This is a genomic window from Micromonospora vulcania (assembly GCF_042658605.1).
GTDB classification, from domain to species: Bacteria; Actinomycetota; Actinomycetes; order Mycobacteriales; family Micromonosporaceae; genus Micromonospora; species Micromonospora vulcania.
The window spans coordinates 1-23,736 of the sequence record NZ_JBHSQS010000013.1 but is presented as its reverse complement, the minus strand read 5'-3'; the positions used below and the strand labels follow the sequence as shown (position 1 = coordinate 23,736).

At 72.2% G+C, this 23,736-nt stretch carries 22 protein-coding genes; 11 read left to right on the top strand and 11 right to left on the bottom strand.

Annotated features, from left to right (window positions below):
- Positions 1 to 55 precede the first annotated feature (55 nt).
- The 3 genes from ACFQGL_RS21300 to ACFQGL_RS21290 all read right to left on the bottom strand — a co-directional run bounded on the left by ACFQGL_RS21300 (position 56) and on the right by ACFQGL_RS21290 (position 2,395).
- The gene (locus ACFQGL_RS21300) at positions 56 to 1,414 is read right to left on the bottom strand and encodes a hypothetical protein (RefSeq protein WP_377513975.1); all 1,359 of its coding nucleotides are present in this window, start codon (positions 1,412 to 1,414) and stop codon (positions 56 to 58) included.
- Between the two features lie 77 nt (positions 1,415 to 1,491).
- The gene (locus ACFQGL_RS21295; protein WP_377513973.1) at positions 1,492 to 1,767 is read right to left on the bottom strand and encodes a hypothetical protein; all 276 of its coding nucleotides are present in this window, start codon (positions 1,765 to 1,767) and stop codon (positions 1,492 to 1,494) included.
- Positions 1,768 to 1,918: 151 nt separating this feature from the next.
- Positions 1,919 to 2,395 carry a MarR family winged helix-turn-helix transcriptional regulator gene (locus ACFQGL_RS21290; protein WP_377513972.1) on the bottom strand — a complete coding sequence of 159 codons (477 nt, stop codon included), beginning with the start codon at positions 2,393 to 2,395 and terminating at the stop codon, positions 1,919 to 1,921.
- Positions 2,396 to 2,492: 97 nt separating this feature from the next.
- Here ACFQGL_RS21290 and ACFQGL_RS21285 point away from each other — a divergent pair, with 97 nt between their 5' ends.
- Positions 2,493 to 3,047 (top strand): carboxymuconolactone decarboxylase family protein, encoded by a 555-nt coding sequence (locus ACFQGL_RS21285; protein WP_377513971.1) that lies wholly within the window; start codon positions 2,493 to 2,495, stop codon positions 3,045 to 3,047.
- Positions 3,048 to 3,087: 40 nt separating this feature from the next.
- Here ACFQGL_RS21285 and ACFQGL_RS21280 read toward each other — a convergent pair whose 3' ends face one another.
- Positions 3,088 to 4,014, bottom strand: coding sequence for an alpha/beta fold hydrolase (locus ACFQGL_RS21280; RefSeq protein ID WP_377513969.1), 927 nt, complete (start codon positions 4,012 to 4,014; stop codon positions 3,088 to 3,090).
- 120 nt (positions 4,015 to 4,134) lie between these two features.
- On the opposite strand from ACFQGL_RS21280, the gene ACFQGL_RS21275 reads away from it, so the two are divergent.
- A complete protein-coding gene (locus tag ACFQGL_RS21275; protein ID WP_377513967.1) occupies positions 4,135 to 5,595 on the top strand; it encodes a menaquinone biosynthesis decarboxylase in 1,461 nt (486 codons plus the stop codon).
- Complete coding sequence (mqnP, locus tag ACFQGL_RS21270) at positions 5,595 to 6,506, top strand: menaquinone biosynthesis prenyltransferase MqnP (protein WP_377513966.1); 912 nt, start codon at positions 5,595 to 5,597, stop codon at positions 6,504 to 6,506. Before ACFQGL_RS21275 ends, mqnP begins: the two co-directional genes overlap by 1 nt.
- A 49-nt stretch (positions 6,507 to 6,555) precedes the next feature.
- Here the strand turns inward: mqnP and ACFQGL_RS21265 are convergent, their stop codons facing one another.
- Positions 6,556 to 7,563, bottom strand: a complete 1,008-nt coding sequence (locus ACFQGL_RS21265; protein WP_377513963.1) for a terpene synthase family protein — start codon at positions 7,561 to 7,563, stop codon at positions 6,556 to 6,558.
- Positions 7,564 to 7,714: 151 nt separating this feature from the next.
- Between ACFQGL_RS21265 and ACFQGL_RS21260 the strand changes: the two genes are divergently transcribed.
- The gene (locus ACFQGL_RS21260) at positions 7,715 to 8,344 is read left to right on the top strand and encodes a UbiX family flavin prenyltransferase (RefSeq protein ID WP_377513962.1); all 630 of its coding nucleotides are present in this window, start codon (positions 7,715 to 7,717) and stop codon (positions 8,342 to 8,344) included.
- A 132-nt stretch (positions 8,345 to 8,476) separates the two neighbouring features.
- Here the strand turns inward: ACFQGL_RS21260 and ACFQGL_RS21255 are convergent, their stop codons facing one another.
- Positions 8,477 to 8,743, bottom strand: a complete 267-nt coding sequence (locus tag ACFQGL_RS21255) for a BldC family transcriptional regulator (protein WP_377513961.1) — start codon at positions 8,741 to 8,743, stop codon at positions 8,477 to 8,479.
- Positions 8,744 to 9,012: 269 nt separating this feature from the next.
- Between ACFQGL_RS21255 and ACFQGL_RS21250 the strand changes: the two genes are divergently transcribed.
- From ACFQGL_RS21250 to cds1, 3 genes are all read left to right on the top strand, one after another.
- Positions 9,013 to 9,471, top strand: coding sequence for an Lrp/AsnC family transcriptional regulator (locus tag ACFQGL_RS21250; RefSeq protein WP_377513959.1), 459 nt, complete (start codon positions 9,013 to 9,015; stop codon positions 9,469 to 9,471).
- A 165-nt stretch (positions 9,472 to 9,636) separates the two neighbouring features.
- Positions 9,637 to 10,467 (top strand): SDR family NAD(P)-dependent oxidoreductase, encoded by an 831-nt coding sequence (locus ACFQGL_RS21245; protein ID WP_377513957.1) that lies wholly within the window; start codon positions 9,637 to 9,639, stop codon positions 10,465 to 10,467.
- A gap of 32 nt (positions 10,468 to 10,499) precedes the next feature.
- Positions 10,500 to 11,591 (top strand): L-cysteine desulfhydrase Cds1, encoded by a 1,092-nt coding sequence (cds1, locus tag ACFQGL_RS21240; protein ID WP_377513955.1) that lies wholly within the window; start codon positions 10,500 to 10,502, stop codon positions 11,589 to 11,591.
- 16 nt (positions 11,592 to 11,607) lie between these two features.
- On the opposite strand, the gene ACFQGL_RS21235 is transcribed toward cds1, so the two are convergent.
- From ACFQGL_RS21235 to ACFQGL_RS21220, 4 genes are all read right to left on the bottom strand, one after another.
- Entirely contained in the window at positions 11,608 to 12,228 is a 621-nt protein-coding gene (locus ACFQGL_RS21235) for a putative glycolipid-binding domain-containing protein (RefSeq protein ID WP_377514135.1), read from the bottom strand.
- A gap of 114 nt (positions 12,229 to 12,342) precedes the next feature.
- The gene (locus tag ACFQGL_RS21230) at positions 12,343 to 14,376 is read right to left on the bottom strand and encodes a DEAD/DEAH box helicase (RefSeq protein ID WP_377513954.1); all 2,034 of its coding nucleotides are present in this window, start codon (positions 14,374 to 14,376) and stop codon (positions 12,343 to 12,345) included.
- A 253-nt stretch (positions 14,377 to 14,629) separates the two neighbouring features.
- A complete protein-coding gene (locus ACFQGL_RS21225) occupies positions 14,630 to 16,291 on the bottom strand; it encodes a hypothetical protein (protein ID WP_377513953.1) in 1,662 nt (553 codons plus the stop codon).
- Between the two features lie 114 nt (positions 16,292 to 16,405).
- The gene (locus tag ACFQGL_RS21220) at positions 16,406 to 17,947 is read right to left on the bottom strand and encodes a C40 family peptidase (RefSeq protein ID WP_377513951.1); all 1,542 of its coding nucleotides are present in this window, start codon (positions 17,945 to 17,947) and stop codon (positions 16,406 to 16,408) included.
- Positions 17,948 to 18,180: 233 nt separating this feature from the next.
- Here ACFQGL_RS21220 and mqnE point away from each other — a divergent pair, with 233 nt between their 5' ends.
- From mqnE to ACFQGL_RS21205, 3 genes are all read left to right on the top strand, one after another.
- The gene (gene mqnE, locus ACFQGL_RS21215) at positions 18,181 to 19,350 is read left to right on the top strand and encodes an aminofutalosine synthase MqnE (RefSeq protein WP_377513950.1); all 1,170 of its coding nucleotides are present in this window, start codon (positions 18,181 to 18,183) and stop codon (positions 19,348 to 19,350) included.
- A 23-nt stretch (positions 19,351 to 19,373) separates the two neighbouring features.
- Positions 19,374 to 19,811 (top strand): hypothetical protein, encoded by a 438-nt coding sequence (locus ACFQGL_RS21210; protein WP_377513948.1) that lies wholly within the window; start codon positions 19,374 to 19,376, stop codon positions 19,809 to 19,811.
- 72 nt (positions 19,812 to 19,883) lie between these two features.
- Complete coding sequence (locus ACFQGL_RS21205; protein ID WP_377513947.1) at positions 19,884 to 20,159, top strand: DUF4229 domain-containing protein; 276 nt, start codon at positions 19,884 to 19,886, stop codon at positions 20,157 to 20,159.
- A gap of 70 nt (positions 20,160 to 20,229) precedes the next feature.
- Here the strand turns inward: ACFQGL_RS21205 and ACFQGL_RS21200 are convergent, their stop codons facing one another.
- Positions 20,230 to 21,585, bottom strand: coding sequence for a C39 family peptidase (locus ACFQGL_RS21200; protein ID WP_377513946.1), 1,356 nt, complete (start codon positions 21,583 to 21,585; stop codon positions 20,230 to 20,232).
- A gap of 211 nt (positions 21,586 to 21,796) precedes the next feature.
- On the opposite strand from ACFQGL_RS21200, the gene ACFQGL_RS21195 reads away from it, so the two are divergent.
- Positions 21,797 to 23,677, top strand: a complete 1,881-nt coding sequence (locus tag ACFQGL_RS21195) for a M14 family zinc carboxypeptidase (RefSeq protein WP_377513945.1) — start codon at positions 21,797 to 21,799, stop codon at positions 23,675 to 23,677.
- The last annotated feature ends 59 nt before the right edge of the window (positions 23,678 to 23,736 follow it).

The window sequence follows — 23,736 nt, the reverse complement described above, 5'->3', positions numbered from 1 at the left end:
TCACTGAGTCGTCCGTGGCCGGCCCGCGCCGTACCGCTCGGTTGGTCCGGCTCGGTCAGCCCACGGTGACCGGGGCGACGTCGTTGCTCGGGTCGTCGTCCACCCGCGGGTACCGGTTGAAGGGCTGGACCTCGCCGGGGGCTCCGGAGAGACTGTCGATCCGCAGGTCGAACGCGACCGTGTAGCTGGTGCCGGCACGGAACACCGAGCCCGGTCCTTCGCAACGCCAGGTTGCCGGGGCGTCGCCAGCGCCCTCCTCGTCACCGTACGGCGAGCAGCCCAGCGGGTTGGCGAGAACGGTGACCCCGGTCGGTGGGGTGAAGAGGAAGGCACCGACGCTGTCGCCGGAGATGGTGCCGTCCGGCACGCCCGGGCCGTCGTTGCGATGGCCGACCGTGACCCGGGCGGTGTCCCCGACGGCCCCGGTGACGGCGGCACCCTGGGCGACGATGTCGAAGGCTCCGTGGACCGCCCGCAGGTAGGTCTGGCCGCCGGCGCCGGTCGCTTCGACCGGGATCACGTCGAGCGGCGCCCCGACCGGCCGCAGCCGCAGAGCGACGTCGGACTCGCGGTGCTTGAGCTGCACCCCGTTCGGGAGCGGCCCGGCGCTGGCCAGCGGCTCCACCAGCTGCGTGATCCGCTTGTCGCCGATGGTGGCCGGGCCGAGAGTGGTGGTCAGGGCCTGCTTCAGCTCGTGCCGCTGGCCCGGCGCGAACGTGCCCCGCAGAGTGCAGACCACGATCGTGGCGAGCACCTGGTCGGTGCCGTACCGGCAGTTGCGGTAGCTGGCCGGGACCAGGCCGACCGGAAAGCGGAACGTGAGTCGGACATCCACGGCCGGCTGGTCGCCGGCGTTGACCACGGCCACCGGCACGGAGCGGGTGTCGCCCACCTCGGTGCCGGAGACGTACTCGTCGACGGTGTCGAGCAGGTCGGGCCCGGACCGTACGCCGATCGTCGCCTGCTGGGGCTCGCTCTGCACCTGCTCGGCGCGTGCGGTGTAGGTGATGGTGCCGATCGCGCTACCGGCGGCGCCGGGGGCCGGGTGGATCACCACCGGAACAGTGCCGGTGAGCGTGCCGAAATCGTCGGTCGCCGACGACGGCATCGGGCAGGTGACCGAGGTGCCCTCGGTGACGCACCAGTCCGGGAAGCTCGCGGTGGCCACGCCGGCCAGCCCTGCCAGGTCGACGATCACCCGGGGCTCGGTGGCCCCACTGCTGGTCAGGGTCAGCGGAACCGTCCGGCCCGGGGCACCGGACGCGCCGATCGTGACGTCGTCCAGCCAGGTGTTGACCCAGCCTGGGTCATCCTCCGCTGCGGCCGGCCCAGCCGCCGCACCGATCCCCGCGGTGGCCACGACCAGGGCGGTCAGGCCGCGCAGGAGCCCACGCGGAAAGCGCACAGATCTCATCGATCTCCTTGGGTGAGGGATGAGCCGGTCGGAAGTAGCCGGGCCGCACACCCCCGACCCGACCGGCGCCCTCGATTCTAGAGATCACCTGTGACACTTTTCGATCTGTCGATCCGGTCCCGATGCCCGTCGACCCGGCGCTCCGTACGCGCCTGCGGCCCGGGCCGCCAGCCGCGCAGCGTCCGGTCCACCTGGACGGTGACCTGGTACGCCACCTCCGGCACGTCGGCCAGCTCGATCCGCTCGGCGCGTAGCGCCAACTGCGCGTGCAACTCGCGCGCGATGGCGTCGCGCAGCTCGACCAGCAGGGGCGACAACCCGTCCGGGTCACCGACGACGTATGCGTCCGACATGCCCCTCAGACTGCGTCCCACCCGGCGCGGTACGCCATTGTCAGTGAGATTCGTCCGCCCGGCTTGCTCCTCACCAGGGCGGCGCTGTCGGGGCGGTCCCGCGCGGGAGGCACCGTCCGATCGGCCACCTGGTGTCGTCAATCCTGCTGGCTCAGCCGCCGAACCAGCCCGGCACGTCGAGCCGGAACCAGTTGGCGGCGGCCATCGTGCGCAGGTCGTCCTCCAGGGCGTCGACCCGGTGCGGGCCGAGGGTTTCGGCCCACCGGGTACGCAGCTGGTCGAAGATCTCCGCCGAGCGGCCGAGCCCGTCGATGCCGGCCGGGGTCATCCGGACCAGCCGGCGGCGGGCGTCCCGGGGATCGTCGACCCGTTCCAGGTAGCCGATGGCGACCAGCCGGTCCACCGTCTTGCCGGCCGCCTGCTTGGAGATGCCCAGCCGCTGACCCAGCTCGGTGGCGGTGGTGCCGTCCACCCCGACGGCCTGGAGCACGAAGCCGTGCAGTGGTCGCAGCTCGGGGTGCCCCTGTCGGGCCAGCTCGGCGTGCAGGTCGTCGATCAGGGTGCGGAAGCCGGCCAGCAGCAACAGCGGTAGCTGGAAGCCGGGCCGGGACGGGTCAGCGGTTGCCATCTTCGACAACCAGGTTTACTGTTTCGTCAACCACGTTGACTATCGTACGGGACGCGCGTCCGACGCCCCGACCGACGCTGTTTGAAGGCAGGTAACCGTGTCCGTCTTCACCACCCACACGACCGAGACCGCGCCCGCCGCTGCCCGCGCGACCATCGATGGGGTAACCCGCCGGTTCGGCTGGCTGCCCACGCCGGTGGCGCTGATGGCCGAGTCGCCGCAGTTGCTCGCCGGCTTCCTCACCGCCAACGCGGGCTTCGAGCAGACCGCCCTCGAACCGCTGGAGCGGGAGGTGGTGATCCTCGCGGTCGCCACCACCAACGAATGCCACGTCTGCGTCGCGCTGCACACCGGCACGCTCACCCGGCTCGGCGCGACCGCCGAGCTGATCACGGCGCTGCGCGCCGGCACGGCGCTGCCCAAGCCACGACTGGAGGCGCTGCGCCGGTTCACGCTGGCCGTGCTGAACCAGCGCGGCGCGGTGTCCGACGGCGAGTTGGACGACTTCCTGGCCGCCGGCTACCAGCCCCGACACGCGCTGGACGTGGTGCTCGGCGTCGGTGCCTACACCATCTCCACCTTCGCCAACCGGCTCACCCGTGCGCCCCTCGACCCGCCGCTGGCCGCCCACGCCTGGGCGCCCGCCGCCTGACCGTGCGATCGGGCCGGGCTCAAGTGCGATCGGGCCGAGCTCAGGCGGGTCCGAGAAAGTCGCGCAGCAGGGTCAGCATCTCCTCCGGGCGCTCCTCGTACAGCCAGTGCCCGCAGTCGTCAATCACCTCGCCGCGGACCGTGTCGGCGTACCGGCCGGCCTGCTCGGCCACCGTCCCGCCGAGGCTGGCCCGGGACCCGATTGCCAGCACCGGCATGGGTAGCTTCGTGGCCCGGTACGCCGTGTTGTCGGCGATGTCCCGATCGAACGCCCGGAAGTAGCCGAAGCTCGCCCGCAGGTGCGCAGGGTCGCGCAGGTGACTGGCGTACTCCTCGACGTCGGGCGCGGCGATGCTGCCCTTGCGCACCATCAGAGCGTCGGTGAACCGGTCCACCCAGAGCGACTCCCGCCCGCTGACCAGTGCCTCCGGCAGCCCGTTGCCGATCGAGAAGTAGCCGAAGTTCCACACGCCCGGTCCAGCCGCGGTCAGCGCGGGGAACGAGTAGATGCTCTCGTCGGGGATCGGCGCCTCGCTGAGCACCAGCCGGCTGACCTGCTGCGGGTGGGCGGCGGCATACGCGTACGCCACCATGGTCCCCAGGTCGTGCCCGACCAGTCGGAGATCATCGGCCAGGCCGAGTTGGTCGAGCAGGCCGTGCAGGTCGGCGGCAACGGTCTTCTTGTCGTACCCGCCGTCCGGCGCGTCGCTGTCGCCGAAGCCGCGCAGGTCCGGCGCGACCACCTCGAAGTGCCGCGCCAGCTCCGGCAGGAGGGGCCGCCACATGTACCAACACTGCGGATAGCCGTGCAGCAACACCAGGGTCGGGCCACGCCCACCCCGGACGTAGTTGAGCGTCACGTCACCGACCCGGGCCCGCTGCTCGGTGAACCCCTCCGGAACCCGTCCGTCGCCCATCGTCGCCCCCGTCTCGCCGGCCGCCCGGCTACCCGTTTGGTCGGGAGCCATGCCCGGGCGACCTGTTAGCAGGGGACCCTTCCTCTACCGGAGGCGTTAACAAGGGGACCTTCCTTACTGCGCAGCACCCGGCTTGGGCGAGTCCCGGGCCGGTGCGGGAGACTGGCGGGCATGGCGGCTCGTGGCTTCCCGTACACCGATCTCAAGGACTTCCTCGCGGCGCTCGAGCGCGCGGGGGAGCTGCGGCGGGTCGACGTCCCGGTCGACCCCACCCTGGAGATCAGCGAGGTGGTCACCCGGACCGTGCGGGCCGGCGGGCCCGCGCTGCTCTTCGAGCGCCCGACCCGGGGTGAGATGCCGGTGGCGATCAACCTGTTCGGCACCGAGAAGCGGATGGCGATGGCGCTCGGCGTCGACTCGCTGGACGAGATCGGGGCCCGGATCGGCGCGCTGGTCAAGCCGGAGCTGCCGGTCGGCTGGTCCGGCATCCGGGAGGGCCTGGGCAAGGTCATGCAGCTCAAGTCGGTGCCGCCGCGCAAGGTGAAGACCGCACCCTGTCAGGAGGTGGTCTACCGGGGCGACGACGTCGACCTCAACCGGCTGCCCGGTCTCCAGGTCTGGCCCGGCGACGGCGGGATCTTCCACAACTACGGGTTGACCCACACCAAGCACCCGGAGACCGGCAAGCGCAACCTGGGCCTCTACCGGCTCCAGCAGCACGGCCGCAACACCCTGGGCATGCACTGGCAGATCCACAAGGACTCGACCGCGCACCACGCGGTCGCCGAGCGGCTCGGGCAGCGCCTGCCGGTCGCGGTCGCGATCGGCTGCGACCCGGTCGTCTCGTACGCGGCCAGCGCCCCGCTGCCCGGCGACATCGACGAGTACCTGTTCGCCGGGTTCCTACGTGGCGAGCGGGTCGAGATGGTCGACTGCCTCACCGTGCCGTTGCAGGTGCCGGCGCACGCGCAGATCGTGCTGGAGGGCTACCTGGAGCCCGGCGAGCGGCTGCCCGAGGGCCCGTTCGGCGACCACACCGGCTTCTACACGCCGGTCGAGCCGTTCCCGGTGCTGCACATCGAGGCGATGACCATGCAGCGCAAGCCGGTGTACCACTCGATCGTCACCTCCAAGCCTCCGCAGGAGGACCACGGCCTCGGCAAGGCCACCGAGCGGATCTTCCAGCCGCTGCTCAAGCTGCTGATCCCGGACATCGTCGACTACGACCTGCCGGCCGCCGGCGTCTTCCACAACTGTGCGATCGTGTCGATCCGCAAGCGCTACCCGAAGCACGCGCAGAAGGTGATGAACGCGATCTGGGGTGCGCACCTGATGTCGCTGACCAAGCTGATCGTGATCGTCGACGAGGACTGCGACGTGCACGACTACAACGAGGTCGCCTTCCGCGCCTTCGGCAACGTCGACTACGCGCGCGACCTGCTGCTCACCGAGGGCCCGGTGGACCACCTCGACCACTCGTCGTACCAGCAGTTCTGGGGCGGCAAGGTGGGCGTCGACGCCACCCGCAAGTTGCCCACCGAGGGCTACACCCGCGGCTGGCCGGAAGAAATGAGCATGTCGCCGGAGGTCACCTCCCTGGTCGACAAGCGTTGGAAGGAGTACGGCATCTGATGGCAGTCCTCGACGCGCCGGCCGAACGGCCGGGCCGGATCAAGTCATTCCTCAAGCTCGTCGCGATCGAGCACTCGGTCTTTGCGCTCCCGTTCGCGTACCTGTCGGCGCTGACCGCGATGCAGGTCAACGGCGGCCGGGTGCGCTGGGTGGACCTGCTGCTGATCACCGTGGCGATGGTCGGCGCGCGGACGTTCGCGATGGCGGCCAACCGCATCCTGGACCGTCGGATCGACGCGCGGAACCCGCGTACCGCCGGTCGGGAGTTGGTCACCGGGGCGGTGAGCGTGCGGACGGCCTGGACCGGCGCGGCCGTCGCGGTGGTGGTCTTCCTCGCCGCCGCCGCCCTGCTCAACCCGCTCTGCCTGGTGCTGGCGCCGCTCGCCGTGGTGCCGCTGGTGGTCTACCCGTACGCCAAGCGGTTCACCAACTGGCCGCACGCCATCCTCGGGGTGGCTCAAGCGGTCGGCCCGGTCGGTGCGTGGCTGGCGGTCACCGGCACCCTGCACGGCTCCGGACCGGCCTGGCTGCTCGGCGCGGCGGTCGGCCTGTGGATCGGCGGCTTCGACCTGATCTACGCCTGCCAGGACTCCGAGATCGACCAGCAGATCGGCGTGCACAGTGTGCCCGCCCGCTACGGGCGGCGCTTCGCGCTGCACGCTTCCACCGTCGCGCACGTGGTGACCTTCGCACTGTTCATCTGGTTCGGCGTGCAGGTCGACTTCGGCTGGCTCTGGTGGATCGGGCTGGCGCTCACCGCGGTCGCCTTCGGCTACCAGCACCTGGTGGTCACCCCGACCGACCTGAGCAAGGTCAACCGGGCGTTCTTCACCGCCAACGGCTTCGTCGGCATCGCCCTGTTCGCCTTCGCCCTGCTCGACCTGGTGATCCGGCTCAACCTGCGGCCCTGAGGCCGGTCGTGCCGGTCGTGCCGGTCGTGCCGGTCGTGCCGGTCGGTTGTTAGGAAGGGACCCTTCCTCTACCGGAGGCGTTAAGAAGGTGCCCTTCCTTGCCGTCGGGGTAGCGGCCGCTCTCCAACGTCCACTCGATGGTGCCGCGCACCGCGTCGGCGACCCCGTCGACGTGGGCGGTGACGGCCTCGTCCAGCGCCGGTCCGAACGACGGCACCGCGGCCCGCAGCGCGACGAAGAGCCGCATCGACTCGCGCCAGCGCTCGGCCACCCGGTCGACCGCCACCTCGGGCGGCACGCCCCACTCGTCCTGCATCGCCAGGACGAGGTTGTGCCCACCCGCGCTGTCCCGGTCCCGTTCCAGCGAGGCCAGGTCGTTGTACCAGGAGAGCAGGTCGTTGCCGGTACGGGCGATCCGGCGCAGCAGCGGGTGGTGGTAGACCGCGTCCGGCAGCGGCCGACCGCTGACGAACTCCACCAGCGGGTACGACACGTCCGCCGCCGAGGTGGCCCGGCGCAACTCGACGTACTCGGTGACGCCGGGCCGGTGGCCGACCGCCTTGTTGACGGCCTCCTGCCAGGTGCCGTCGAGGTGTCGGGCCACCGCGTCGGCGAAGCGCAGCCGCCATCGGGCCGGCATCCGGCGGCGCGGCTCGCGCCAGGCGAGCACCAGTAGCCGCCGTAACGGGCCGGCCAACCCGGCATGCCGCAGGCGGGGACCGTCGTGCAGCAGCGCCAGCGTGCCGGACCGCAGCGCGCGGATCTGCTCCGGCGCGAGCCCTTGGGGCCCGTCGCAGGCGTCGTCGACCAGGAAGAACCAGGTGAACAGGGCGGTCAGCACCCGCAGATCGACCTCGGTCGCGTCCGGGTAGAGGCGGCCGGCGTACCGGGCGAATGCGCCCCGGGCCAACCGGCGCAACGCCTCGTCGTCCAGCGGCAGACCCAACTCCGGCAGCAGGCCGACCAGCCACTCCTGCACTCGGTCGACGTGCGGCGAGACCCGGGCCGGGATCGGACACTCGGCGCGCAGCGTCCAGAGGACCTCGCCGGTCGTCACCGATGCCTCCCGTGCGAACTGCCTCCGGTGCAAATCGCCGACGGCAGCATCTCAGGTCGGCGGAACACGCAACTGCCCGCCCGGACAACTCGGACGGGGCCGACCCGGGGGTGCCCACCGGCGGACGAGCCCGACCAGGCAGGCTGGAGGCATGCGGGAACCATGGGTGGTCGGGGTCTCGGGGGCCTCCGGCACGCCGTACGCGGCGGCCGTCATCGGCGGGTTGCTCGACGCGGGCGAGCCGGTGGACCTGATCGTGTCCCGAGCGGCGCGGCTCACGGTGCTCGACGAGACCGGCCGCGCGTTCCGCGACGCGCACTGGGCCGAGGACCTGGGCGCCTGGCTCGGCCGGGACCTGACCGGCGTGGACGTGCGGCACTGGCCGGCGGGCGACCTGGCGGCCGGGCCGAGTAGCGGCTCCTACCGGGTACGCGGCATGGCGGTGGTGCCGGCCAGCACGGCCGCCTGCGCGGGCATCGCGATCGGGCTCTCCAAGGACCTGCTGCAGCGCGCCGCCGAGGTCAACCTCAAGGAACGCCGAACGGTGGTGGTGGTACCCCGGGAGACGCCGGTGACCCGCAGCCACCTGGAGCATCTGATCGCGCTGCACGACGCCGGCGCGGTGGTGTTGCCGGCCAGCCCTGGCTTCTACGGCGCGGGCGCGGCGGCCAGCGCGCAGCAACTGATCGACTTCGTGGCCGGCAAGGTGCTGGACGCGCTCGGCGTACCGCACACCCTGTTCCGACGGTGGTCCGGCCAGCTCGGCGCGGCCCGGAGCTGAGCTTGCGCTCAGGCTGACCGGTCACGCCGGTTGGCGGGTGGGTGTCCGCGCGGTCCTCGTCGCGGGCGACCCGGTCCTAGCGGGCCGCGGACCGGACTGATGTCCGGTCCGCGTAGCGATGTCCGCACCAGTTCAGTACATGCCGGCGTTGGCCGGACCCGGCCCTGTGGAGGTGGCCGGTCCCACGTTGCGTGGCTTCCCGACCTCATCCACCTCGTCCAGCATGCCCTCCCCCTCAAGCAGGGCTCGCACCTCGGATTCCCGAAACCGGCGATGCCCGCCTGGAGTCCGGATGCTTCCTATCCGGCCGGCCGCCGCCCATCTCGTCACAGTCTTCGGGTCCACCCGAAACAGCGCGGCGACCTCACCCGGTGTCAGCAGGCGATCTCCAGTGTCCACAGCCCCCTCCTCGCGTCGACGAAGCCCCTGGCTGAACACACTGCCCCCGGCTGGTGCGAGCCCAGAGCCGTCATGAGGGACGTATGGCAATTACAGCACCAGGGACCTGGCCTGTCCGCCAAACGCGAAAAATGCACTGACTGGGAGGTTAGTAAATGGTACTGGCGCAACTCCTACCTTGACCGTCAGTCCGTGAACAGTTACTCACTGTTGTGTGCAACGGATGCCGAGGGCATCTCGTTACGCCCCACCAGTTAAGGTCACTCTCCGTGGACGCCATCGACCTGAGCCTCGTCGATCTACTGCGCGGCAACGCCCGCCTCTCGTACGCCGAGCTGGCCCGACAGGTCGGCCTGTCCGCCCCTGCCGTACACGAGCGGGTCGGCAAGCTGGAGAGCAGCGGCGTGGTCCGCGGCTACCGGGCGGACGTGGCCCCGGAGCAGATCGGCCTGGGCGTCACCGCGCTGATCGGCATCGTCGAGGACTCCGGCGCGGACACCGACGACATGCTCGAGTCGCTCCGGGTGCTGCCCGAGATCGAGTCCTGCTACTTCATGGCCGGAGTGGAATCCTTCCTGCTCAAGGCGCGGGTCGGCACGATCGCCGAGTTGGAACAGCTGATCGTGCGGCTGAACCGGACAGCCGGGGTCGCCTCCACCCGGACCGCCATCGCCCTCTCCACCAAGTGGGAGAACCGCCCCCAGCCGGTCGCCCCGCCGCCCGCCTGAGCATCGCCGTACCCGTCGAACCCGCGTCGGTCCGGCCCCGGCCGGCGCGGCCGGCCGGTCGTACCCGATTGGCTGGCGCGGTCGGTCGTGGCCGGGCGGCCGGAGTTGCCGGGCGTGGCCGGTCGGCCCTGGTGCCGGCCCGGCGGCCGGCGGTAGCGTGCGCCGATGAACCAGCCCGGACGTGGAGTGGCCGTGGTGACCGGGGCCGCCGGCGGCCTGGGCCGCGCCATCGCCGCCGCACTGCACGCTGACGGCTGGTCGGTGCTGCTCACCGACCTCGACCCGGCGGCGGTGGCCGGTGCCGCCGCGCCGCTCGGCGGCTGGTCGGCCGCCCTGGACGTCCGGGACGAGGACGCCTGCGCGCAAATCGCCGCGACCGCTGCCAGCCGGGGTGGCCTCGACCTCTGGGTCAACAACGCCGGCATCCTGGTCACCGGCCCCGCGTGGGAGCACGACGGGCCGACCCGCCGTCGCGTTCTCGACGTCAACACACTCGGCGCGATCAACGGCACCCTCGCCGCGCTGGCGGTGATGCGCGGGCAGGGGCACGGCCACGTGCTGAACGTCGTGTCGCTGGCCGGGCTGGTCGCCGCGCCTGGCGAAACGGTGTACGCGGCCAGCAAGCACGCGCTGCTGGCGTTCAGCCTCGGCACCCTGTCCGACCTGCGGATGGCCGGGCACCGGCGGGTACACATCTCCTGTCTCTGCCCGGACGGCATCTGGACCCCGATGCTGCACGACCGGCTGGACGACCCGGGGGCGCTGGCGTCGTTCACCGGCTCGATGCTGACCCCGGAGCGGGTGGCGTCCCGAGCGGTCCGGCTGGCCCGCCGGCCACGCCCGGTGGTCAGCCTGCCCCGCTGGCGGGGCGCACAGGTCCGGTTGCTGGACGCCCTGCCCCGGCTGGCCATCGGCGTGATTCCCCTGCTCCGCGCCGTCGGGCGGGCCGGGCAACGCCGTCAGCTGCGCCGGGCCGCGCAGCCGGACCGAGGCTGACCGTACCCGGCCTGCTTGCTACGTTTCCGAGCGTGACTCATCTCGACCGCTGCGACGAAGCCAGCCGCTCCTGGGTGACCGAGGCGATCGCCGCCGTCGAGGCGGACGCGAACCGCTCGGCCGACACCCACCTGTTGCCGTTCCCGCTGCCCCGGGAGTGGGGGATCGACCTCTACCTCAAGGACGAGTCGGTGCACCCGACCGGCTCGCTCAAGCACCGGCTGGCCCGCTCGCTGTTCCTCTACGGGCTGTGCAACGGCTGGATCGGCCCACGTACGACGATCATCGAGGCGTCGTCCGGCTCCACGGCGGTCTCCGAGGCGTACTTCGCCCGGATGCTCGGTTTGCCGTTCATCGCGGTGATGCCCGCCTCCACCTCCCCGGAGAAGATCTCGCAGATCGAGTTCCACGGCGGCCGGTGTCACCTGGTCGACGACCCGGCGACCGCGGTGGTCGAGGCCCGCTGGCTGGCCGAGGACTCCGGCGGCCACTTCATGGACCAGTTCACGTACGCCGAGCGGGCCACCGACTGGCGGGGCAACAACAACATCGCCGAGTCGATCTACGCGCAGCTCGAGCTGGAGCGGCACCCGATCCCGACCTGGGTCGTGATGGGTGCCGGTACCGGGGGCACCAGCGCGACCATCGGCCGGTACGCCCGGTACCGCCGGCTGCCCACCAAGCTCTGCGTGGTGGACCCGGAGAACTCCGCCTTCTATCCGGCCTGGCTGGCCGCCGACTGGTCGGTACGCACCGGCAAGGGCTCCCGGATCGAGGGCATCGGCCGACCCACCGTCGAGGCGTCCTTCCAGCCCGCCGTGGTGGATCGGATGGTCCAGGTGCCGGACGCGGCGTCGCTGGCCGCCATGCGGGCCGGCTCGGCTGTGCTCGGCCGACGGGTGGGCGGCTCCACCGGCACCAACCTGTGGGGCGCGTTCGGCCTGATCGCCGGGATGCTCGCCGAGGGCCGGGTCGGGTCGGTGGTCACCCTGATCTGCGACGCCGGTGACCGGTACGCCGACACCTACTATTCCGACGACTGGCTGGCTGCCCAGGGCCTCGACCTCGCGCCGCACCGGGCCACCATCGAACACTTCCTGACCAGCGGCGCCTGGCCGGCCTGAGCCCCGACACGCTGTCTCAGCGCGGGTCGATCCGCTCGGCCAGCCCTGGGTAGCGCACCACGTAGCCGTCGGCATCGAGATCGATGTCGGCGGTGAACGTGTCGTTCACGAACCGCACCCGACCCGGCCCGATCCCGGTGTAGATCTGCTCGGCCGGCACGACCTCCAGGCTGGGCAGCAACACCCAGGCCACGGTGATCCGGTGGGGCAGGTCGGCCGGCATCGCGGCCAGCCCGAGCCGGTGGACCGGAAGGCTGTTGAACAGCGGCGACCCACTCAGGTCGACATCGAGCGCCTCGGCCAGCCGGTCCGGGTCGTCGGTGCCCGGCAGGCCCGCCCGGCCATGCCCGGCCGCGACCAGAGCCCCGTCCAGGTCACCCTGCTCGGCGGTGGTCACCCGCCACCGGTCCACGGCCCGCTCCAGCCGTACGCTGCGAAGCCACCCGGCCCCCTCGACCTCGACCTCGAGCCGGCTGGTGGTCCAGTCCGGTGCGGTGGACAGCTGGAAGCGGGCGGTCCACGGGATCGGGTCCACGGCGAGCAGCGTGCCCCGGGCCGACAGCCCGTTGCCGTCGTCGAGCACGACCTGCTCGCTGCCGGCGGTGTCCGTCCGGGACCAGAAGAGCGACTTCGGCATGGTCGGCATGAGCCGGACGTTACGCGACCGAACCGGCATCGGCAGGGCATGCGCGAACGCCGCCGCGAAGCAGACGCTCCGCGGCGGCGTTCGGTGGATCAGTGGATCAGTGGATCAGTGGGTACGCGCCGGGGGTCGCCCGCCGAAGCCGCGCCGGTCGTCGCGCGGCCGATCGTCGCGCGTCCGGTCGTCCCGCCCGCGGCCCTCCGCGCGGAAGCCACCACGGGTGTCCCGGTCCGCGAATCGGCGATCGCCCTGCGGCCGATCCCCGAACCGACGCTCGTCGGCGGGCCGGTCGCCCTGGTGCCGCTCGCCCTGCGGCCGGTCGCCGAAGCGGCGCTCGCCCTGCGGCCGGTCGCCGTAGCCCCGGCTGTCCCGGTCGGCGTACCGCCGCTCGCCCTGCGGCCGGTCGCCGTACTGGCGCTCGCCCTGGGGGCGGTCGCCGAAGCGGCGCTCGCCCTGCGGCCGGTCGCCGTACTGGCGCTCGCCCTGGGGGCGGTCGCCGAAGCGACGCTCACCCTGCGGGCGGTCGCCGTACCGTCGCTCGCCGGTCGGGCGGTCGCCGTATTGGCGGTCGCCCTGGGGCCGGTCGCTGAAGCGGCGCTCGCCGGTCGGGCGGTCGCCGTATTGGCGGTCGCCCTGCGGCCGGTCGCCGAAGCGACGCTCACCCTGCGGGCGGTCGCTGAAGCGCCGTTCGCCGGTCGGGCGGTCGCCGAAGCGCCGCTCGCCCTGCGGCCGGTCGCCGTACCGTCGCTCGCCGGTCGGCCGGTCGCCGAAGCGGCGCGGGCCGCCGGAACGGTCGTCGAATCGGCGCGGGCCGCCGGACCGGTCGCCGAATCCCCGGGACTCGGACTCCACGCGGACCGGAACGCCGCTGGGCTCGCGGGCACCGGTCAGCTCGGCCAGCAGCGGATCGCCGGTCCGGACCCGGGCCTCGGCCGGCGCGACGCCGGCCTTCTCCAGCATCGCCAGGGTGGTGCGACGCTGCTTGGGCAGCACCAGCGTGGCGACCGCACCCGACTCGCCGGCCCGGGCGGTACGGCCAGCGCGGTGCAGGTAGTCCTTGGGGTCCTTGGGCGGGTCGACGTGCAGCACCAGGGTGACCCCGTCGACGTGGATGCCCCGGGCCGCCACGTCCGTGGCGACCAGGACGTTCATCCGGCCCTCACGGAACTCGGCCAGGGTCTTGGTCCGCATCCGCTGGGTCTTGCCCCCGTGCAGCCCACCGGCCCGTACGCCGACCGCGGCGAGCTGCTCGACCAGCCGGTCCACACCAAGCTGGGTACGGGCGAAGACCATGGTCCGGCCGTCCCGGGCGGCGATCGAGGCAGCCACCGGGAACTTGTCGTGCGGCGGGATCAGCAGCATGTGGTGGTCCATGGTGGACACCGAGGCGGTCGAGGGTGCGGTGGAGTGGGTCACCGGGTCGTTCATGAACCGCTTGACCAGCGCGTCGACGTCACCGTCCAGGGTGGCCGAGAAGAGCAGCCGCTGACCGTTGGCGGGGGTCTTGGCCAGCAGATCGGTCACCTCGGGCAGGAAGCCCATGTCGGCCATCTGGTCGGCCTCGTCGAGCACCGTCACCTCGACGTCGTCGAGCTGGCAGATGCCCCGCTCGATCAGGTCGCCGAGCCGGCCCGGGGTGGCCACGATGATCTCCACGCCGCGTCGCAGCGCGTCGATCTGGCGGTCGTACGGGACCCCGCCGACAGCGGTCTTCAGGAACACGTTGAGCGCCTTGCCCAGTGGCAGCAGAGCGTCGTTGACCTGCATGGCCAACTCCCGGGTCGGGACCAGGACCAGGGCGCGCGGCCGCAGCGGCCGGGCCGGCTTACCGGCGGCGACCCGGGCCAGCAGCGGCAGGCCGAAGGCGAGCGTCTTGCCCGACCCGGTCTGCCCCCGGCCCAGCACGTCCCGGCCGGCCAGCGCGTCCGGAACGGTGGCCCGCTGGATCTCGAACGGGGCGGTGATGCCCTGCCGCGCCAGCGCGCGGACGAGCGGCTCGGGCAGGCCGAGCGCGGCGAAGTCGATCGCCTCGGCGGTCTCGGCCGGGACGGCCGCAGGCTCGACCGAACCGGTGGCGGCGGCTGCCGGCGCGGTGCCGGCCGGGGCGGCCTCGGGGGTCTCCGAGACGGTGTCGGCCGCCATCGGAGCGGAATCGAAAACGGACGGAACGATGCTGGGGTCAGCAGAGGTGGTCAACAAATGCCTCTCGAGCGGGGCGCATCTTCGCGATGGCCTCTGCCGCGGCTGTGCCGTCGGATCGCCCGCAAGATCGCCTATGGGCGCACACCACGCGCGCCGGGTCAGTGATCTCGCCAAGTGTACGGCGGTCTGGCGATCCCGCCAGCCGGTTGCCCGACGGTAGTGGGCCGACTCACCATCGCTCCCGATGGTCGACTCAGCCGCTGAGGACGCTGCCGACCAGCCCGTCCAAAGCGTCGTTGGCGAGCAGGACGACCAGCACGCTGACCGTCACCAGCAGCGCCAACGCGGCGACCAGGACGATCACCACGCGGCCGGTGCTGGACCGCTCGGCCGGTGTGTCCGCCCAGCCCTGGGCCAGGATGTGCCCGGTCAGCGAGCCGGAATTCTCCACCGCGCTGGCCGGCAACGTGACCGTGCTGAAACCCGGCCCGTCCCCGCCGCCATAGACGGTGCCGGCCAGGTCGGAGCCCCCGTCGTACCGTCCGCCGCGGACGTCGGCCGAGACCTGCCCGGCCAGGCCGCCCGCCGATGTGACGCCGGGCGTGTCTGAGGTCGGAGTTCCGCCGACGACCGTCGTGGTCGGCCGGTAGCCGCCAGGGCCGGTCCCAGCCGAGGAGGGTGCGCCGGTGGTGGACGGGGGCCAACTGGGCAGTGCGGGTGCGGGCACCACCGGCGGGGCGGAGACCGGCGCCTCGGCCCGCGTGCCGCCCCGGGTGGGCTGCGCCGGGACCTGCACGGACGGCCAACCTCCCGATGGGGCGGAGACCGAGGCCGATGCGCGTACGGCCGGCGAGCCGTACGTCGGGGCGGAGGCCCGCTCGACGGGGCTGCTCGGTGGAGCGGACACCGAGGCGGTGGCGCGTACGGCCGGTGACGCGCCGGGCATCGCCGGCGGTGGTGGGAACGGCGGTGCCGGCATCGGGCCGGGTGGCGGCGGTGGCGCGGGTACCGGCGGGCCGGGCGGTGGTGCCGGCGGACCGGGGACGGGTGGTGCCGGCGGCCCCGGGATCGGCGGCATCGGCGACGGCGGCGGCGTGGGCGGGCCCGGGACGGGCGGCACCGGGCCGGGTGACGGCGTGGGACGGGGCCCCGGAGCCGGCACCGGGCCGGGCGGGTACGGCCCCGGGGTCGGCGCGGGCTCGGGCTCCGACGGCGACGGCAGGGTCGGCCGGGGCGCGGGCGGCGCGGGGGCCGGCTCCGGCTCCGGGGTCGACGGCGTCGGGGCCGGCTCCGGCTCCAGTGGCTGGGGCGACTCGGGATCCGGACCGGACCGGTAGACGGCTGGCGCGCTCGCCCGCGCGCTGGAAGCCTCTGCCGAACCGGCTACGACCCGGCTGCTGCCGGGCACCGTGGCGCTGGCACGGGCGGGGGTTGTCGTGCCGTCCCGCTGCCCGGGCAGCAGGCCGCCGGCCGACCCGGTCGCACGGTAGGTGGTCGCGCTGACCGGGGCGCTGGCCGGGAGCTCGTCGGGCAGCGCGGCGGCGGTCGTGACACTGGCCCGGGCTCGTACCGGGGCGGCGCGCTCCTCATCCTGGGCTGGCGCCCCGGCGTCCAGATCCGGAGCCGGCCGCCCGCCGGGCACGTCCGGCCGGTCGGCATCTGCCAGCTCGTCGGCGTGGGTCCCGGCGTCAGCGTCGGCGTCGCCCGGAGCGTCGGCGTCGCCCGGAGCGTCGGCGTCGCCCGGAGCGGCCGCGTCCGCGGCTGCGCTGGTGTCGGTGGCGGCATTGACAGCATTGTCGTCGGCAGAACCGTCGCTGTCGGTCGAACCTGTTGGGTCAGCGATGCGCGGCGGCGGGTCGGCCCGGTCGATGTCGACGGGGTCTCCAGTCTCCGCCGGATCTCTCTGCTCGGCCATCTCCGCCCTCCGTGCCACGCTCGCACCCGGATCCGTGACGTCGGACCGGATGTGCCTGGATGTCACGGTGCCACAGATCGCCCCCAGTCGACAGCCGGAGACGATCGTGGCGGCTCAGCGCCCGGTGCTCGGGCTGCCTCCCGCACTCGCCGCCGGGCTCAGGCTGCCCGTCCCGCTCCGGCTGACCGATGGCGCGCCGGTCGGCGACGGGGTGGCCGTCGAGGTGGCCGGTGCGCTGGTCGGCGGCGGGGGCGGAGTCGCCGGCTTGGTGGTGCTCGGGGTGGGCGTCGGGGTCGGTGAGGTGGTCGGCGTCGGCGTCGCGCTGCCGGTGGGCTTCGGAGTGGCCGATCCGGTCGGCGTCGGCTTGGTCGTCGGCGTGGGCGTCGGTTTGGGCGTGGGCGTCGGCTTCGGGGTGGGCGTCGGCGTCGGGGTGGACACGATCGGGGCCGGCACCGCGCCGATCACCCGGGTGGCGGCGTACAGCCGGGACCAGCGGACGACCGAGATCTTGACGACGTCGCCGGTGGTGGGCGCCTGCACCATCTTGCCGTTGCCGATGTACATGGCGACGTGGTGGATCGTGGTGTAGCTGCTGCCGGAGGCGAAGAAGAGCAGGTCGCCGGGGAGTAGCGCGGTCTGTGGCACCGTCCGGGTGCGGGTGGCGGCGTACTGGTCGCGGGAGACCCGGGGCAGGTCGAAGTAGTCGGCACCCGGGGACCGGTATGCCGCCCACATCAGGCCGGAGCAGTCGAATCGGTCCGGCCCCTCCTCCGACCACTTGTACGGGTCGCCGAGCTGGGCGAGGGCGTACCGGACCGCAGCCAGGGCCCGGGGGTGCGCGACCATTCCGCTGATGCTCTGGCCAGCGACGTAGCCGGCGCCGAGCTGCTGCTCGGCGGCCTCCTGCTGGCGTTCGATCTCGATCAGCTGGGCGGCGTTGTCCCGGCGCAGCTTGAGCAGGTTGGCCTCGGCGGTCCGCAGCGCCTTCTCGCCGGTGGTGAACTCCGCCTCGGCGGCGTCGAGCAGGCTCTTGGCCGCGGCGTGCTTCTGGTAGGCGTCCTGCTCGCTGGCGCGTGCCCGGGACAACTCCCCGGCCACCCCGGTGGTGGCGCCCTGGACCTTCTCGCCACGGGTGATCCGCTGGAGCCGGCTCAGCCCCTCGATGTCGTCGGCGAGATCGCCGGGCGGCAGCGCGGCGGCTGCCTTGATCGCGTCCGAGGCGGCCACGTCGGCCGCCTGCTGAGCACGGAGCAGCGCGTCCTGCGCGACCTCCAGCACCTTGCCGGCCGCGTCGAGCTGGGTCTGCGCGTCGGTGCGTTTCTGTCGACTCGCCAGCAGTTGGTCGCCGAGGAGGCCGACCTGACTCTCGCCGACGGCGATCTGGGCGGCCAGTGGGCCGGCGCCGATGTTGACCACCGGCGGGGCCGGGACGCCGGGGACGGGCGCGTTGCCGGGCAGTTGGAGCGCGCCGACCGCCGCTGGCCGCGAGCCGGTGTCGGGCACCGTCGTGGGCAGTGCCGGCTCGGCGTACGCGGGGGTGGCCATAACCGCTGCGGCGATCGCGCCGAGCAGGGCGGCCCAGAGCCTTGGTCGTAGCACCGGCGAGATCACCGGGCTCCGCCGTCGCTGCCGTCGCCCGCGCCCGCTGTCGACCATTCCGCTCCCCGTCCGGTGCTGTCGCCGCGCTCGGTGGCGCGACCGTCGGGACGGTACCAGTGTGTGTTCCGCCCCGTTCTGTCTTACCTCACCCGGGCAGTGATGTCGATGCATCGCCGGGTTACGGGAGCCTGAGAGTCTGGTGAAGTGGATCGCTGCCGCGGACCGTGCTGCGGAGACCGTCGGCGATCCGACGTACGCTCGACCCGGACCGCAGGTTGAAGGGACGTGCCATGGACGCCGGACTCAAGCGTGAGCTCGAAGCGAAGGTGTACGCCGGTGAGCGGCTGACCCGGGAGGACGGGGTCGCCCTCTACGACAGCGACGACCTGGCCTGGCTGGGTCGACTGGCCCACCACAAGCGCACCGAGCTCAACGGCGACCGGGTGATGTTCAACGTCAACCGGCACCTCAACCTGACGAACGTGTGCTCGGCGTCCTGTGCGTACTGCTCGTTCCAGCGCAAGCCGGGCGAGAAGGACGCGTACACGATGCGCATCGACGAGGCGGTCCGCAAGGCCAAGGAGATGGAGGACGAGCAGCTCACCGAGCTGCACATCGTCAACGGCCTGCACCCGACGCTGCCCTGGCGGTACTACCCCAAGGTGCTGCGCGAGCTGAAGGCGGCGCTGCCGAACGTCAAGCTCAAGTGCTTCACCGCGACCGAGGTGCAGTGGTTCGAGAAGATCAGCGGCCTCAGCGCCAGCGAGATCCTCGACGAGCTGATGGACGCCGGCCTGGAGTCGCTGACCGGCGGTGGCGCGGAGATCTTCGACTGGGAGGTCCGCCAGCACATCGTCGACCACGCCTGCCACTGGGAGGACTGGTCGCGGATCCACGCCCTGGCGCACAGCAAGGGCATGAAGACCCCGGCGACCATGCTCTACGGCCACATCGAGGAGCCCCGGCACCGCGTGGACCACGTGCTGCGGCTGCGTGAGCTGCAGGACGAGACCGGCGGCTTCGCGGTCTTCATCCCGCTGCGCTACCAGCACGACTTCGTCGACTCGGCGGACGGCAAGATCCGTAACCGGATCCAGGCGCGCACCACGATGGCCTCCCCGGCCGAGTCGCTCAAGACCTTCGCCGTCTCCCGGCTGCTGTTCGACAACATCCCGCACCTGAAGAACTTCTGGGTGATGCACGGGCTCTCGGTGGCCCAGCTCTCGCTGAACTTCGGCGTGGACGACCTGGACGGCTCGGTGGTCGAATACAAGATCACGCACGACGCCGACTCGTACGGCACCCCGAACACCATGCACCGTGACGACCTGCTGCACCTGATCTGGGACGCCGGTTTCCAGCCGGTCGAGCGGGACACCCGCTACAACGTGGTCAAGGAGTACGACAAGGCCCCGTCGTTGGCCGAGCGCCGCGCCGAGCCGCAGCAGGTCTGGGCCTGAGTCGGCCCGTACCCTCGCAGTCGATGACCGAGCAGCGTAGTTCCGAGCAGCAGGGCGGCTTTCCCCGACGGGACGCCGAGGGGCGCATCCGTACCCTCGGCGATCTCCTCGGGGTGAGCCTCGCCGGCCTGGTGATCGGTGCGCTCGCGCTGGTGTTGTTCGACTGGGCGTTCGCCTCGATCGGTGCCGGCGACTTCGGGCACACCAACGGTTGGCTGGCGGTGATCCTGCCGGCCTGGCTGCTCTGGGATGATTTCCGGGCCTGGGAGTTCGGTGCGGCCCGGGTGGTGGCGGCGTTGGTCGCGGCAGCCGTCGGGGTGTTCGTCGGGTTGCTGGTGGCCGGCCTGGGGTCCGGGTTGCCGCCACTGCTCGGCGGGGCGCTGGCCGCGGCGGCCTTCACGGTGGCGTACGCGACGGTCTGGTTCCCGGGTGTCCGCTGGCTGGCCCGCCGGACCGGCTGACCCCGACCGCCCGCCGGGCGGGTCGACCTTCCGCTGGCATCGGCGGCTGACGAAGAGAACGGAGTGGTGCAGGTGAGCGCGGCTGTCAAGTACACGCTGGGCCGGGTCGGGCTGTTCGTCGCCGTGCTGGCGGGCCTCTGGCTGATCGACATGAACCCGTTCCTGAAGCTGATCCTGGCGCTGGCCTTCTCGGCCGCGCTCTCCTTCTTCCTGCTGCGCGGCTGGCGCGACGAGATGGCCGAGGAGATGGCCGGAGCGGCGGAGCGTCGCCGTACCGAGAAGGAGCGCCTGCGCGCCGCCCTGGCCGGCGACGACCAGCCGGGTGAGGCCGAGCGCCGGGAAGAGTAGGACGGGCGGTCGCCTGGGTGGGCGACGAGCCCGGCACGGTCGGCTGCGACAGGGCCGGGCTCGTCCGCCGTCACCAGTTGGTGGAGCCGGCGACGTGCGGCCAGGGCTTCCACAGTGGCTTGATCAGGTACGCGACGCCGCCCGAACCGCCGGAGACACCGCCGGTGGCGTTGATCCGCTTGGTACGCAGCCAGATCTGCTCGAACTGCTCGCGCGGGTAGACGTTGCGCACCACGTCGTTGCTGGACGACGCGGGGTCGTTGACGATCACGTCGCCGTCGGCGGTGAAGCCGACCACCACGAACAGGTGTCCCGAGGTGCCGTAGCCCGCTCCGTCCAGCTCACTGGCGAGGAAGGACTGGCTGGTCACCACGGGGATGCCGGCGGCGATGAAGCGTTCGATCTCGTCCAGTGAGTGCAGCCGGGTCACCCGCCCCTCCAGGCCCGGGAAGCTGGCCGCGTACGCGGTGTTGAACGGCCAGTTGCCGGCACCGTCGTACGTGTAGTCGTAGGTCATCCGCGCGGCGTGGTTGACCGTCGGGTCGGGGTAGGTCGGGTCCACCCAGGCGGTGTCGGCCGGGGACGGCTTACGGCCCCAGTACTCGACCACCATCTCGGTGGAGGTGGGGGAGCACCACGCCTCGCCGCCACCGTCGTACTCCGGGTAGTGCCCGGCGTGCACGTTCTGCGAGTAGCGCGGCACCGACAACTCCCGGCCCCAGGCGATGTGCCCGGCGCTCGGCGTGACGGTGAACCGGTCCGGTACGGCGGAGCTCATCGCGCCGAGCATCCGGACCACCGGCGCGGCGGTCTGCCCGGGTGCCCGGTAGAGGGTCAGTCGCAGCTGGTACGCCTGCAGCAGCACCCCGGCGGTGGCGTCGTCGATGCTGAAGGTGTCGGTCCAGATCGTCGACCAGGGGTCGCCCTGTCGGTTGACGCTGGTCCGCTTGATGTCGGTGTCGCCGGACGCCCAGCGACCCAGGACGTACCACGGGGTCTGGTCGCCGCTGGTGTAGCTGCCCTGCATCTCCACCTGGATCCAGGTGCCGGCCGGGGTCTCCGCGTTCCAGGAGGCGATCAGCTCGGTGGCGTCGAACCCGATCCGGTTGACCGGTGAGGTCCAGGTGCCGTACTCCCAGCTGCGGGTGACGCCGGTGTGCGGATCGGCGTACTCGGTGGTGCCGGCCGGGCGGGCCAGCGTGACGCCGGCGCGCAGGCCGGGCACCACGCGGGTGCCGGCCCGGCTGCCCCGGTGCCAGTCGACGGGCCCGGACCAGTCCTGGAAGGTGATCTGCTCGTCGTGGACGGTCGTGGGCAGCCGGCCACCGGCGAGTGGCTGGGCCGCTGCCGCAGGTGTGGCGGCGGCGAGCAGGGCGAGCGCGGTGACGCCGGCGAGGGCGGCCGTGCGCAGGCGGGATCTGGCCATGGGTGCTCCGCGGTGTCGAGAGGGGCATCGTCGCTGGTCAGTTTTCCGCTTGGCGGGAAGTTTCGCCAGACATTCCTAGGTGGAAAATCATTGCCGCCGTGATGATCCGCTTGGGATGCACAAGGCAGCGACGAATATTGATATGACCATGTGACTGGTGGTGAAGTGTCCTCCACCGAGCGGGATCTCCCGCCCATCGAGGAGGTTGTCCATGGCCCTCCGCACACCCATTTCCCTCCGCCGCGTCCTGGTGCTCGCCGTCGTCACCGGGCTGGGAATCGTCACCGTCGCCGCCGGTCCGGTCGCCGCCCGGCCGGCTCCGGACCGGACCGCCGAGCCGGCCGCCGCCAGCTACCGGGTGCTCGGCCCCCGAACCCTCGCCGACCGCGACGCGGTGGCCCGCACCGGGGCCGCCATCGACTACTCCGAGCACGGCGTGCTGCACATCTCGGCCACCGCCACCGAGGCCGCCGCGATCGGCCGGCTCGGCTTCCGCCTCGAACCACTCGCCCCGCCACCATCCGTCGAGCGCGGCGCCGGCGAGGTGGGCACGCTGGCCTTCCCGCCCGCCGACTCCAACTACCACGACTACGCCGAACTGACCGCCGTCGTGAACCAGGCCGTCGCCGACCATCCGGCCATTGCCCGCAAGATCAGCATCGGTTCGTCGTACGAGGGCCGCGACCTGATGGCCGTGAAGATCTCCGACAACGTGGGCACCGACGAGAGCGAACCGGAGATCCTGTTCAACGCCCAGCAGCACGCCCGGGAGCACCTGACCGTCGAGATGGCGATCTATCTGCTCAACCTCTTCACCGACAGCTACGGCAGCGACTCCCGGATCACCAACATCGTCAACAGCCGGGAGATCTGGATCGTGCCGACCGTCAACCCGGACGGCAGCGAGTACGACATCGCCACCGGCTCGTACCGGTCCTGGCGCAAGAACCGTCAGCCCAACAGCGGTTCGTCCAACGTGGGCACCGACCTCAACCGCAACTGGGGCTACAACTGGGGTTGCTGCGGCGGCTCGTCCGGCTCCACCTCGTCCGAGACCTACCGTGGCCCGTCCGCGTTCTCCGCCCCCGAGACGCAGGCGCTGCGCAACTTCGTCAACAGCCGGGTGGTCGGTGGTACCCAGCAGATCAAGGCGAACATCGACTTCCACACGTACTCGCAGCTGGTGCTCTGGCCGTACGGCTACACCACTGCGAACACCGGGCCCGGGATGAGCGCGGACCAGTACAACACCTTCGCCACCATCGGCCAGCAGATGGCGGCCACCAACAGCTACACCCCGGAGCAGTCCAGCGACCTCTACATCACCGACGGGGACAGCCTCGACTGGTTGTGGGCCACCCACGGCATCTGGGCGTACACCTTCGAGATGTACCCGGGCTCGGCCGGCGGCGGCGGTTTCTACCCGCCCGACGAGGTGATCCCCGCGCAGACCAGCCGCAACCGGGAGGCCGTGCTGCTGCTCAGCGAGTACGCCGACTGCCCGTACCGGGCCATCGGCAAGCAGGCGCAGTACTGCGGCGGCGGTGGTGGTGGCACCACGGTCTGGTCGGACACCTTCGAGACCGCCACCGGGTGGACCACCAACCCCTCCGGCACCGACACCGCCACCATCGGGGCCTGGGAACGGGGTGCCGCCCAGGCGACCACCTCCTCCGGCGCGAAGCAACTCACCCCGTACGCCGGCGCAAACGACCTGGTCACCGGCCGGCTCGCCGGCTCGGCGGCCGGTGACTACGACCTCGACGGCGGCGTGACCAGCGCCCGGTCCCCGGCGGTGACCCTGCCGTCCTCGGGCACCCTGACCCTCTCGCTGGCCTGGTACCTGGCGCACGGCTCGAACGCCTCGTCGGCGGACTACCTGCGGGTGAGCGTGGTGCACAACGGCGGCACCACGGCCCTGCTCACCCAGGCCGGCACGGCGGCCAACCGCAACGGGAGTTGGGCGGTGGCGAACCTCAACCTCACCCCGTACGCCGGCCAGTCGGTCCGCATCCTCGTCGAGGCAGCGGACGCCTCCGGCGCCAGCCTGGTGGAAGCAGCCATAGACAACGTAACCATCACCGCCTCCTAATCAGGTGGGGCCCCGTTCCGCCCCTGCGGGGCCCCACCACCCCCTCCCCCCACCCTCCC

What these genes read in the sequence shown, in the direction of transcription:
- ACFQGL_RS21300 (WP_377513975.1), bottom strand. Translation starts at nt 1,414, where the DNA reads ATGAGATCTGTGCGCTTTCCGCGTGGGCTCCTGCGCGGCCTGACCGCC.
- ACFQGL_RS21295 (WP_377513973.1), bottom strand. Translation starts at nt 1,767, where the DNA reads ATGTCGGACGCATACGTCGTCGGTGACCCGGACGGGTTGTCGCCCCTG.
- ACFQGL_RS21290 (WP_377513972.1), bottom strand. Translation starts at nt 2,395, where the DNA reads ATGGCAACCGCTGACCCGTCCCGGCCCGGCTTCCAGCTACCGCTGTTG.
- ACFQGL_RS21280 (WP_377513969.1), bottom strand. Translation starts at nt 4,014, where the DNA reads ATGGCTCCCGACCAAACGGGTAGCCGGGCGGCCGGCGAGACGGGGGCG.
- ACFQGL_RS21275 (WP_377513967.1), top strand. Translation starts at nt 4,135, where the DNA reads ATGGCGGCTCGTGGCTTCCCGTACACCGATCTCAAGGACTTCCTCGCG.
- mqnP (WP_377513966.1), top strand. Translation starts at nt 5,595, where the DNA reads ATGGCAGTCCTCGACGCGCCGGCCGAACGGCCGGGCCGGATCAAGTCA.
- ACFQGL_RS21260 (WP_377513962.1), top strand. Translation starts at nt 7,715, where the DNA reads ATGCGGGAACCATGGGTGGTCGGGGTCTCGGGGGCCTCCGGCACGCCG.
- ACFQGL_RS21245 (WP_377513957.1), top strand. Translation starts at nt 9,637, where the DNA reads ATGAACCAGCCCGGACGTGGAGTGGCCGTGGTGACCGGGGCCGCCGGC.
- ACFQGL_RS21235 (WP_377514135.1), bottom strand. Translation starts at nt 12,228, where the DNA reads ATGCCGAAGTCGCTCTTCTGGTCCCGGACGGACACCGCCGGCAGCGAG.
- ACFQGL_RS21230 (WP_377513954.1), bottom strand. Translation starts at nt 14,376, where the DNA reads ATGGCGGCCGACACCGTCTCGGAGACCCCCGAGGCCGCCCCGGCCGGC.
- ACFQGL_RS21225 (WP_377513953.1), bottom strand. Translation starts at nt 16,291, where the DNA reads ATGGCCGAGCAGAGAGATCCGGCGGAGACTGGAGACCCCGTCGACATC.
- ACFQGL_RS21220 (WP_377513951.1), bottom strand. Translation starts at nt 17,947, where the DNA reads ATGGTCGACAGCGGGCGCGGGCGACGGCAGCGACGGCGGAGCCCGGTG.
- mqnE (WP_377513950.1), top strand. Translation starts at nt 18,181, where the DNA reads ATGGACGCCGGACTCAAGCGTGAGCTCGAAGCGAAGGTGTACGCCGGT.
- ACFQGL_RS21210 (WP_377513948.1), top strand. Translation starts at nt 19,374, where the DNA reads ATGACCGAGCAGCGTAGTTCCGAGCAGCAGGGCGGCTTTCCCCGACGG.
- ACFQGL_RS21200 (WP_377513946.1), bottom strand. Translation starts at nt 21,585, where the DNA reads ATGGCCAGATCCCGCCTGCGCACGGCCGCCCTCGCCGGCGTCACCGCG.
- ACFQGL_RS21195 (WP_377513945.1), top strand. Translation starts at nt 21,797, where the DNA reads ATGGCCCTCCGCACACCCATTTCCCTCCGCCGCGTCCTGGTGCTCGCC.